We start from the raw sequence: 10,583 nt of genomic DNA, 5'->3' as shown, positions 1-10,583 counted from the left end.
CTTTTTAAACCAAGCGAAAGAAAGCGCTACAAATCAAATTAACACCAACAAAACCGCAAGCCTTGAAGCAATAACACAAGCTAAAACAACCGCTAACAATGAAATAACCGCTAACCAAACGCAAGCGATAACTAACATTAACGAAGCTAAAACGAACGCTAACCACGAAATAAGCAACAATCAAACGCAAGCGATAACTAACATTAACGAAGCGAAAGTTAGCGCTACAAATCAAATTAACACCAATAAGCAAGAAGTTTTAAATAATATCACGCAACAAAAGCAACAAGCCACAAGCGAGATTATTGAAGCCAAAAAACCAATCATTATCAAAACATTGATTTTTTTGAGATTGAATAAGGCGTGTTAAAAAACCACTATAATACCCCTAAAAAATGCGAGTTTTAAAGATGCCTTTATTTGATTTAAAAAGCCCTTACCCACCAGCAGGCGATCAGCCCCAAGCTATAGAAGCCTTAACGAAAAGCTTGAAAAATAACAACCATTATCAAACTTTAGTGGGGGTTACAGGGAGCGGTAAGACTTATACGATGGCCAATATCATCGCTCAAACCAATAAACCCGCTTTGATCATGAGCCATAATAAGACCTTATGCGCGCAGCTCTATAGCGAGTTTAAGGCGTTTTTCCCACACAATAGGGTGGAGTATTTTATCTCCCACTTTGATTACTACCAACCTGAAAGCTATATCCCTAGAAGGGATTTGTTCATTGAAAAAGACAGCTCTATTAACGATGACTTGGAGCGTTTGAGATTGAGCGCGACCACCTCACTTTTAGGTTATGATGATGTGATCGTGATAGCGAGCGTTTCGGCTAATTATGGTTTGGGTAACCCTGAAGAATATTTAAAAGTCATGGAAAAAATCAAAGTGGGCGAGAAGCGCACTTACAAGAACTTTTTATTAAAGCTAGTGGAAATGGGTTATAGCCGTAATGAAGTGGTGTTTGATAGGGGGAGCTTTAGAGCGACCGGAGAATGCGTGGATATTTTCCCTGCTTATAATGACGCTGAATTTATCAGGATTGAATTTTTTGGCGATGAGATAGAAAGGATTGCTGTCTTTGATGCTTTAGAAAGAAATGAAATCAAGCGCTTGGATTCTGTCATGCTTTATGCGGCCAGTCAGTTTGCCGTAGGGAGCGAGAGATTAAATATAGCCATTAAAAGCATTGAAGATGAACTCGCTCTAAGATTGAAATTTTTTAAAGAGCAGGATAAAATGCTTGAATACAACCGCCTCAAACAACGCACCGAGCATGATTTAGAAATGATTAGCGCGACCGGTGTGTGTAAGGGCATTGAAAATTACGCGCGCCATTTTACAGGTAAAGCCCCTAACGAAACGCCTTTTTGTTTGTTTGATTATTTGGGGATATTTGAGCGGGAGTTTTTAGTCATTGTAGATGAAAGCCATGTGAGTTTGCCGCAATTTGGGGGGATGTATGCAGGGGATATGAGCAGGAAAAGCGTTTTAGTGGAATATGGTTTTAGATTGCCTAGCGCTTTAGACAACCGCCCTTTAAAATTTGATGAATTTATCCATAAAAATTGCCAATTCCTTTTTGTGTCCGCTACGCCCAATAAGTTAGAATTAGAGCTTTCTCAAAAGAATGTCGCTGAGCAAATCATTCGCCCTACAGGGCTTTTAGACCCTAAATTTGAAGTGCGAGACAGCGATAAGCAAGTCCAGGATTTATTTGATGAAATCAAGTCAGTGGTGGCCAGAGATGAAAGGGTGCTCATCACCACGCTCACTAAAAAAATGGCAGAAGAATTGTGCAAATATTATGCTGAATGGGGCTTGAAAGCACGTTACATGCATAGCGAAATTGATGCGATTGAAAGGAATCACATTATCCGCTCTTTAAGGCTTAAGGAATTTGACATTTTAATAGGGATCAATCTTTTAAGAGAGGGGTTGGATTTGCCTGAAGTCTCTTTAGTAGCGATCATGGATGCAGATAAAGAAGGGTTTTTAAGGAGCGAAACAAGTCTCATTCAAACCATGGGGCGAGCCGCTAGAAACGCTAATGGCAAGGTTTTATTATACGCTAAAAAGATCACTCAAAGCATGCAAAAAGCCTTTGAGATCACTAGTTACAGGCGCACCAAGCAAGAAGAATTCAATAAAATCCATAACATCACCCCTAAAACCGTTACTCGCGCTTTAGAAGAGGAATTGAAATTAAGAGACGATGAGATTAGAATCGCTAAAGCCTTAAAAAAGGACAAAATGCCTAAGAGTGAAAGGGAAAAAATCATTAAAGAATTGGATAAAAAAATGCGAGAATGTGCGAAAAATTTGGATTTTGAAGAAGCGATGCGTTTGAGAGACGAAATCGCTCAATTAAGAACGCTTTAAAAACTATAAGTGTAGTTGAAATAAACCGAGTAATTGCGCCTGAAATCAACTTGATACAACAAGCTGTTGATCCCGTATTCTAAAAATCGTAAAACTTTGAGGACATCTCCACTATTATTGCTAATGTTATTCATGGAATAATAATGGTTAAAATAATAAGTAGGGATTTTAATCCCAAAGCCAAATTGGTTGCGCTTATTCCCTAAACGAACCCCTAAATTTACCAAAAACTGGAAACCATTCGGATCCACTTTCCCGCCAAAAGTGTCTAAAAGAAGCGCTTGATACAATAACGCATCGCTCACTTTGTCATACACCCCGGCAAAAGCGATCCCCAAATTGAACCCGGCAAAAAACTTATCCCCATTATAAGCGTTAAGCAATAAATCCATATAAGTGCCGTAAGTGGAAATGATGACAGACTGCGATTCTTGAGCACCATAAAGAGAAGCGCTCAAATCATAAAATAACCCCCACTTGAAGCCAAACCACTTCGTTTCTTCATGCTTACCCACCCATTTATAGCCCACCTGAACGCCAAGGCCATTAGACACATATGAATTTTTAAAAACAGGGCTTAAGCCATCGCTAAAAATAATCTGGCTCTTATTGAATTGCTGGGATAAATTCAAATTGCTAGAGTTGTGCTGAATGCTCCCTAGTTGATACCCAAGCCCCAGATAAAACGCCGATCTATCCGCATAGCGTTTGATAGGCGAAACCACCTTTTTATTAAAAAAAGTGTAATCCCCTTTAGTCAAAACATCTTTAAAGCTCTCTGCATTAAGCGCGTAAAAAAGCCCTAAAATTAAGTATAACGCTCGTTTCAAAAAAGCCCTTTGATTGAAATTTTAATTTTTTACAAATTGGTTTTAAACTTTATTGTATCGTTTTAAACTTTATTAAACTCATTTTCTTAAGGGGATAGGGGGTATTTTGAAATAATTCCCCTAAAACCCCAAAAAAACCCTAACCTTTCAAGAGCGTTTTTTTAAGAAGCTATCGTTTGATTAAAATCAAGCTTTTTGATTATATTTATTTTAAAAACGCTTTGAGTCTTTTTTAAATTCTGCAACCCAACGCTCCACAAGAACAAAGCCAAAAAATTTTAGGCTAAAAACGCGCCTTATCCAAACACTCTTTTAAAAATCGCCCCCACATTTTTAGTGTAATAGCTGTAATCAAAACATGCTTTGATTTCGTCCTCGCTCAAATATTTTTTCAAGCGTTCATCGTTGAGTAGGGCGTTTAAAAACAAATTTTCATCAGCGTTTTTAAAAGCGCCTTGTTGCAAAACCTCCCATATTTTCATCGCATTTTCTTGCACGATAGAATAGCTTTCTTCTCGGCTCAAACCTTTTTTGGGCAATTCCAATAACACCCGTTGCGAAAAGACTAGCCCCCCACTCAAAGCTAAATTTTTAAGCATGTTTTTAGGATAAACCATTAAATTTTCAATCACGCTATTTAGGCGGCTGAGCATAAAATCGCTAGTGATAAACAGATCGGGTAATGCAAAACGCTCCACAGAGCTATGGCTCATGTCTCTTTCATGCCATAAGGCGACATTTTCTAACATAGGGGTAGTAAAAGAGCGAATCACCCTGCAAAGCCCGGTGATATTCTCGCTCAATATGGGGTTTCTTTTATGGGGCATCGCAGAGCTCCCTTTTTGCCCTGTTGAAAAAGCTTCTTCCACTTCATAGACTTCACTGCGTTGCAAATGGCGGATATTGACAGCGATCTTTTCACAACTGCTCGCTAAAAGAGCCAGATCGCATGCAAGCCTAGCGTAGCGGTCTCTTTGAATGACTTGATTATTGATATTGGCGGTTTTTAAGCCTAAAAATCCGCACGCTAATTCTTCTAATTCTAAGGGAGCGTGCGCGAAATTCCCCATAGCCCCACTGATCGCCCCTACGCTGATAAATTCCATCGTTAAATCTAAGGCTTTTAAATGCCGTTTGATTTCATCAGCAAAAAGGGCTAACACCAAGCCAAAAGTAATGGGTTCGCCAAACACCCCATGGCTTCTGCCCACCATTAGCGTGTCTTTATGCTCTAAAGCTCTGTTTTTAAGGGTTTCATAAAGGTTTTGAACGCCTTTTTGAATGAGTTTTAAGCTTTTGGTCATCAATAGCGCCATAGCCGTATCAATGCAATCGCTAGAAGTGATCCCATAATGAAAAAAGCGGGATTCTTCGCCCAAGCTTTCAGCCACGCAAGTAGTGAAAGCGATTAAATCATGCTTGGTGGTTTTTTCAATTTCTTTGATGCGCTCAAGATTGAATGCCGCCTTTGAGCAGATTTTTTCACAATCGCTATCTTGGATTTGCCCAAGCTTGTTCCACGCCCTAACGACAGCTTTTTCCACTTCTAAATAGGTTTCAAACTTGGTTTGCTCATTCCATAGGGCTTTCATTTCTTCATTCGCATAGCGTTCTAACACCGACAATCCTTACAATCAAAATGGGATTTATGTTACTTTAAAGGGGTTTAAAAAGTCAAGGGGGAAAATCACACAAGGCACAAAAAAGCGCCTTGATTTAATGGAAGGGTTATACTTTAGCTTCTTCTCTGCGTTGCAAGTATTCCCAACGCTCATTCACATCTTTTTGCAATTCTTCAATAATGTGTTCGTTTTCCTTTTTGAAAAGGTGTTTGAAGCGCTTTTGAGCCCCTAAATAATCCCTTACAGGAATGATATTTCTGGGGCGGTAAGTGATTTTCAATTCCCTGCCATTAAAGATTTCAAATAGGGGGAACATCAAGCTATCCACAGCCATATCCGCTAATTCAATGGTTTTATTGGATTCAAATTTCCATTCAGTCGTGCATGGGCTAAGAGCGTTAATAAAGCAAGGCCCTTCAGTGTCTAGCGCGGTTTTAATCTTTTTGTTCATGTCTTTCCATTTGTTAGGCGAGAGTTGCGCCACATAAGGAACCCCATGGCTTGCCATGATACTGACGATGTCTTTTTTCTTTTCTTTTTTACCAAAGCTCACCGATCCCGCTGGCGTGGTGGAAGTGCTAGCCCCTAATGGCGTAGATCCGCTTCTTTGACCGCCGGTATTGGCGTAGTTTTCATTATCTAAGCAAATGTAAGTCATGTCATGCCCTCTTTCCATGCAACCGCTGATGAATTGAAAACCAATATCATAACTAGCCCCATCGCCTCCAAACGCCACAAATTTTGGCTTTTGACCTTGATAGCGGCCCTTATTCACTAAAGCCTTATACATCGCTTCCACCCCTGAAATCGCTGTAGATCCATTTTCAAAACCAATATGGATCCAAGGCACATCCCATGAAGTGTGCGGATACACCGCCGAGCATACTTCTAAACAACCGGTAGAATTGCCTAAAACGATAGGCCCATCTACAGCGTTTAAAACTTCGCGCACAATAATGCCATGCCCACAACCCGGACAAAGCAAGTGCGAGCCTTGGAATTTCTCAGCGCTTTGGCTAAAACCTTTGAGTGTTTTGACTTCTTTTACCATGATATTTCCTTTTTAAAAAAAGCTCATTTTAGGGCCGTGCAAACCTACGAATTGTTGGGTAGGGTGCGTGAGCGTGCCTTTAAGAGCGTCTTCATTGATTTCTTCAAAAATCTCGCATAAATGCGCGATCGTCATATCCCTTTCGCCTAAACCATAAATGTAGTTAGACACCACAGGGTGTTTAGTCCCTTGCGTTTGATACACCGCGCTCGTTACCTCATTAAACATCGCCCCCATAGCGCCCGCTGGAGAGCTCTTGTCTAAAATCGCTAAAGCTTTAAGATTTTTCAAATCTTGCCCTAATCTTTCATAAGGGAAAGGGCGCAAGGAATGGATGGTAGCCACGCCGGCCTTAATGCCTTTTTTACGCATTTCCTTAGCCGCTACGATCGCTGATTCATAAGTAGTGCCTAACGCAAAGATAGCGATTTCAGCGTCTTCTAGCTGGAAAGTTTTAGTCAAATGGTATTGTCTGCCTGTGAGTTTAGCGAAATCATTGAACACTTCTTCAATCACAGAAGACGCGCTCATGATGGCATGGTGGAGTTGGGCTTTATGCTCATAATGCCATTCTTCTTCAGCTTGCGCGCCATAGCTTACCGGTTTATCAAAATCCAAAAGGGAATGTTTGGTTTGGTATTCGCCTACGAATTGATAAGCCACTGCATCGCTCAAAGGGCGGACATTTTGCACGGTGTGCGAGCATAAAAAACCATCTTGATTGACAATAGTAGGCACGCGCACCTTTTGGTGCTCTGCGATTTTAAACGCCATTAAAGTGAAATCATAAGCTTCTTGAGGGTTGCATGTGCATAAACTGATCCAGCCTGAATCCCTGCTTAAATACATATCCGAATGATCGCCATGGATATTTAAAGGGGCTGCTAGAGCGCGATTGACCAAATTCAAAACAATAGGCAAACGCATGCCAGAAGCCTGGTATAAAACCTCTACCATTAGCGCCAAACCTTGAGAGCTAGTCGCAGTGCTGACTCTACCACCGGCAGCTGCAGCTCCCACGCATGCGCTCATGGCGGCATGCTCAGATTCCACTAAAACAAATTCGCCATCAACATAGCCATTGTCCTTAAACGAGCCATAATTCTGCACAATGGGCGTTGATGGGGTGATAGGATAGGCTGCGATGACATCAATTTGAGCCTGTCTTAAAGCGTTAGAGCTAGCGGTATTGCCATCCCACACTTCTATCTCTTGCAATTCAATACTTTTTGCCATATTTTTTCCTTATGATTTTTTCTTTTCTTGTTTTTGCGGCCATTGAGTGAGAGCGGTAGCGGGCTCAATTTGTTCTTCAAACATCCATAGCGATTTAGGGTTGGTGGGGCAGACATCCACGCACACGCCACAGCCTTTACAATGAGAATAATCCACGCCCTTTAACTTGCCCTCTCTTGAAAGAATAGCAGCGTCTGGGCAATAAACCCAACAATTAAAGCAATTGATGCAAATATTATTGTTATGCACAGGCTTAGCCACGCGCCAATGAGCCACTGAAGTGGTGAAGTAGCTTTGCTCGGTGTAATGGCGCTCATCATTGTGTTTTTCCATTTCGCTTTGCGCGTTTTTTTCAAAAGGGAAGAGCACCGCCCCCATTTCAAATTCATTCCAATCTTTCATCTTTAATCCTTAATGTTATTGAACTTCTTCATAAGCTCTTTGGATAGCGAGCATGTTAGCGTCAATGACTTCTTGCGTGAGTTTTTTGCCTAAAACTTTCTTAAAAGCTTCTTTAAAAGCCTCAATTTCAAGCATGCCAGACACTTTCATTAAAGCCCCTAGCATGGGCGTATTGGGGATAGGGCGTTTTAAGGTTTCCATAGAGATTTTTAAACAATCCACTAAAAACACCTTACGGGTTTTTAATTCAGGTTTTTTTTCAAACAATTCTTCTTTGTTAAGGTAGCTAGTGATGATATAGGTCGTGTCTTCTTTTTCATTAGCAAAGATGTTTTCAATGAAAACCAAACCGGGATCAATCACCAGCACATAATCCGGTTGCATGAAGCGCTCATGGTTTAAAATAGGCTCATCATCAACGCGGTTGTAAGCCATCATAGCCGCCCCCCTTTTAGCTGAACCATAGGAAGCGAACGCTTGCACTTCTTTGCCTGTTTTTGAAATCACATCAGCTAGTCCTTTAGCGCCAGTGATTGCGCCTTGACCCGCTCGCGCATGCCATCTAATTTGAAACATGGTAATATGTCTCCTTAATATCGTATAAAATAAATTGAATTTAGCCCAAATATTATACAAGAAAAACTATTAATGTGTCTTATAACAATATCTTTTTAGGAATTTTGATAGGAAAATGGGGGCATACCTACAAGAATTATGGCTATTTTATGGCCATTTATTCTAAAAAGATAGGCGTTCTTAATAAAAACCACTAATATTTATTTTAAACTTTGTTATTATTAGGGCGTGATTTGATCTTAATCTATTAGGGCAAGTGTGGGGTAGGATAACATAAGGAATTGGGTTATGGATAAAACAATGGTTAAAATATTAATGGGCATGGCGTTATTATCATCGCTTCAAGCCGCAGAGGCAGAGCTTGATGAAAAATCAAAAAAACCTAAATTTGCGGATAGGAATACCTTTTATTTAGGGGTTGGGTATCAACTTAGCGCGATCAACACATCTTTTAGCACCGAGTCTGTAGATAAATCGTATTTCATGACCGGCAATGGCTTTGGCGTGGTGTTAGGGGGGAAATTTGTGGCTAAAACGCAAGCTGTAGAGCATGTGGGTTTCCGTTACGGGTTGTTTTATGATCAGACCTTTTCTTCTCACAAATCCTATATTTCTACCTATGGTTTGGAATTTAGCGGTTTGTGGGACGCTTTCAATTCGCCAAAGATGTTTTTGGGGTTGGAGTTTGGCTTAGGCATCGCTGGGGCGACTTACATGCCAGGAGAGGCTATGCATGGGATTATCGCTCAATATTTAGGCAAAGAAAATTCGCTTTTCCAATTGCTTGTGAAAGTGGGTTTTCGTTTTGGCTTTTTCCACAATGAAATCACTTTCGGGTTGAAATTCCCTGTCATTCCTAACAAAAGAACCGAAATTATTGATGGCTTGAGCGCAACTACTTTATGGCACCGCTTACCGGTCGCTTATTTCAATTATATCTATAATTTTTAGGTATGGTTATTTAGAGATTTTAGATTTGACAAAATCAATCAACTCTCGTGTATCTATGGTTAGGGTTAAGAATTGCTGATAAGTGGTGATCCACTTGCCCCCTTTCCCATACAAATGATACCCATCGCCCCCACCTAAAAAGTTAAAAAACGCATCCGCTCGCACGCTCACCCATTTATTTTTATAGACATAATAAAGCCCTATCATGTCAAAATTAGGGGCTCTATACCATGGCAATCCGGTATAAAGGGATTGGCCATAAGTAGCGTAAAAGTGCATTTGGGGTTTGTTGGAAAAATAGTATCTGTTAAAAATCCCAAAGCCTTTGTATTGCGCTTGGGCGTAAAATTCCCCCCCAAAGCTGTTATAAAATTGAGCGTTTTTGCACTCGCTAGCATAACGCACGCAATAATGGGTTTGAGACGACTGCGTGCCAAAGGTCATAAAAATATTGTCCATATAAGGCATGAGATTTTTAAAATCCGCTTTTAAATAAGCATGGTAATAGACCCTGTCTAAAATGGTAGGGTTAGAGTATTTCCCTATTTCTCCGCCTTGTGGGTTATTTTTTTGACTGAAATAGGGGTAGCCATTAGGCCATTGCGGGGTTACATCGCCTGGTTTGAGATAGGAATTACCGCCGTAAGGGTAATTATCTCCCATGCTATGATGGCTGGCGTTATGAAAAACGACAAGCTGCCCCCCTAAACCTAAATACCCTTTAAGAAACTGAAATTCTGAAGAAGCAAAATACAAGAATTGATCAAAATCGTAATTTTTCTTTTTGGGTTGGTTGTTCCAGTTACGCCCCCCATACCAATCCACAACGCCCTCAAACCACCCATTCCACCAACGATTGGGATCATAAGCTGGTTTGAATTGGAACGCTCCTCCCCTAAAAGTAGGATCTATAAACCAAAAAAGTTTTTTAAAAGCGCTTAAAGGGTAATGCCCTATTTGATAGCTTCGTGGCACAATGCCTAAAAAAAATCTCAAATTTTTCCCTATGTATTGGTAATACATCGTAACCCCCCATGAATAAGGGAAATAGCTATAATGCGTGTGTAAATTTTGAATAAACCACGCTCCAAACATTAAGGCCTGCCTTTTGTCTAATTGAACGCCGATTTGAGGCATGAGACGACCTTGCATTTTGGTTAGGCTATTCCAATAGGGGTTGTTATTTGGGGCCACTAAATTGAAATTAAAGCTCATAAACTTCAAGTCATAGACAAAACTAGCCGCTTTCATTAAGGGTGGTATTGAAAAACTTGAAATTAACAACACGCAAAGAGATTTTTTTAAGAAAATCAAACTAAAATACAGCCCCTTTCACCATCTTTTAAAATTGCAGCATTTAAAATAGCGACACTTAAAGACAAGATGCGATTTTAAATTAATTTGCTTTAAAAACAACATAAAAACCAAAAACAGAACCCTTTCAAGTTCGGTTTTTTTTTTTTGGATAAAATAGCCATTAAAAAAGGGTGTTTAATTTTTTATGACTTCAGCTTCAAATCATTCTTTT

General features: G+C 40.1%; 9 protein-coding genes and 1 pseudogene. 3 read left to right on the top strand and 7 right to left on the bottom strand.

Translation table 11 applies throughout. From position 1 onward, the window contains the following. A pseudogene (locus tag I6852_RS07715) lies at nt 1-370 on the top strand (hypothetical protein); the annotation flags it as partial. Between the two features lie 40 nt (nt 371-410). After that, a complete protein-coding gene (gene uvrB, locus I6852_RS07710) occupies nt 411-2,387 on the top strand; it encodes an excinuclease ABC subunit UvrB (RefSeq protein WP_197292058.1) in 1,977 nt (658 codons plus the stop codon). Here uvrB and I6852_RS07705 read toward each other — a convergent pair. From I6852_RS07705 to I6852_RS07680, 6 genes are all read right to left on the bottom strand, one after another. Beyond that, nucleotides 2,384-3,217 (bottom strand): outer membrane protein, encoded by an 834-nt coding sequence (locus I6852_RS07705; protein ID WP_197292054.1) that lies wholly within the window; start codon nt 3,215-3,217, stop codon nt 2,384-2,386. The genes uvrB and I6852_RS07705 overlap by 4 nt on opposite strands. Nucleotides 3,218-3,513: 296 nt before the next feature. Further along, the gene (gene purB / locus I6852_RS07700; RefSeq protein WP_197292055.1) at nt 3,514-4,836 is read right to left on the bottom strand and encodes an adenylosuccinate lyase; all 1,323 of its coding nucleotides are present in this window, start codon (nt 4,834-4,836) and stop codon (nt 3,514-3,516) included. A gap of 109 nt (nt 4,837-4,945) precedes the next feature. Further along, on the bottom strand, nt 4,946-5,890 hold the full coding sequence (locus I6852_RS07695) for a thiamine pyrophosphate-dependent enzyme (protein WP_079372622.1): 945 nt from the start codon (nt 5,888-5,890) through the stop codon (nt 4,946-4,948). Between the two features lie 12 nt (nt 5,891-5,902). Then, nucleotides 5,903-7,126, bottom strand: coding sequence for a 2-oxoacid:ferredoxin oxidoreductase subunit alpha (locus I6852_RS07690; protein WP_001129854.1), 1,224 nt, complete (start codon nt 7,124-7,126; stop codon nt 5,903-5,905). A 9-nt stretch (nt 7,127-7,135) separates the two neighbouring features. After that, complete coding sequence (locus I6852_RS07685; RefSeq protein ID WP_000656174.1) at nt 7,136-7,528, bottom strand: 4Fe-4S dicluster-binding protein; 393 nt, start codon at nt 7,526-7,528, stop codon at nt 7,136-7,138. A 15-nt stretch (nt 7,529-7,543) separates the two neighbouring features. Next, nucleotides 7,544-8,104 carry a pyruvate flavodoxin oxidoreductase subunit gamma gene (locus tag I6852_RS07680; protein WP_000486466.1) on the bottom strand — a complete coding sequence of 187 codons (561 nt, stop codon included), beginning with the start codon at nt 8,102-8,104 and terminating at the stop codon, nt 7,544-7,546. Nucleotides 8,105-8,392: 288 nt separating this feature from the next. Between I6852_RS07680 and I6852_RS07675 the strand changes: the two genes are divergently transcribed. Then, on the top strand, nt 8,393-9,055 hold the full coding sequence (locus I6852_RS07675) for an outer membrane protein (protein ID WP_197292056.1): 663 nt from the start codon (nt 8,393-8,395) through the stop codon (nt 9,053-9,055). 6 nt (nt 9,056-9,061) lie between these two features. On the opposite strand, the gene I6852_RS07670 is transcribed toward I6852_RS07675, so the two are convergent. Further along, nucleotides 9,062-10,369, bottom strand: a complete 1,308-nt coding sequence (locus tag I6852_RS07670) for a hypothetical protein (protein ID WP_197292057.1) — start codon at nt 10,367-10,369, stop codon at nt 9,062-9,064. Nucleotides 10,370-10,583 lie beyond the last annotated feature (214 nt).

Source organism: Helicobacter pylori (assembly GCF_015904775.1).
Classification (GTDB): Bacteria; Campylobacterota; Campylobacteria; order Campylobacterales; family Helicobacteraceae; genus Helicobacter; species Helicobacter pylori_DM.
Note: the sequence above shows the minus strand (reverse complement) of the source record. Positions and strands in the feature narration are given on the sequence as shown.

Coding starts and splice junctions, on each gene's coding strand:
- I6852_RS07695 (WP_079372622.1), bottom strand. CDS start 5,890: ATGGTAAAAGAAGTCAAAACACTCAAAGGTTTTAGCCAAAGCGCTGAG.
- I6852_RS07685 (WP_000656174.1), bottom strand. CDS start 7,528: ATGAAAGATTGGAATGAATTTGAAATGGGGGCGGTGCTCTTCCCTTTT.
- uvrB (WP_197292058.1), top strand. CDS start 411: ATGCCTTTATTTGATTTAAAAAGCCCTTACCCACCAGCAGGCGATCAG.
- I6852_RS07675 (WP_197292056.1), top strand. CDS start 8,393: ATGGATAAAACAATGGTTAAAATATTAATGGGCATGGCGTTATTATCA.
- I6852_RS07680 (WP_000486466.1), bottom strand. CDS start 8,104: ATGTTTCAAATTAGATGGCATGCGCGAGCGGGTCAAGGCGCAATCACT.
- I6852_RS07690 (WP_001129854.1), bottom strand. CDS start 7,126: ATGGCAAAAAGTATTGAATTGCAAGAGATAGAAGTGTGGGATGGCAAT.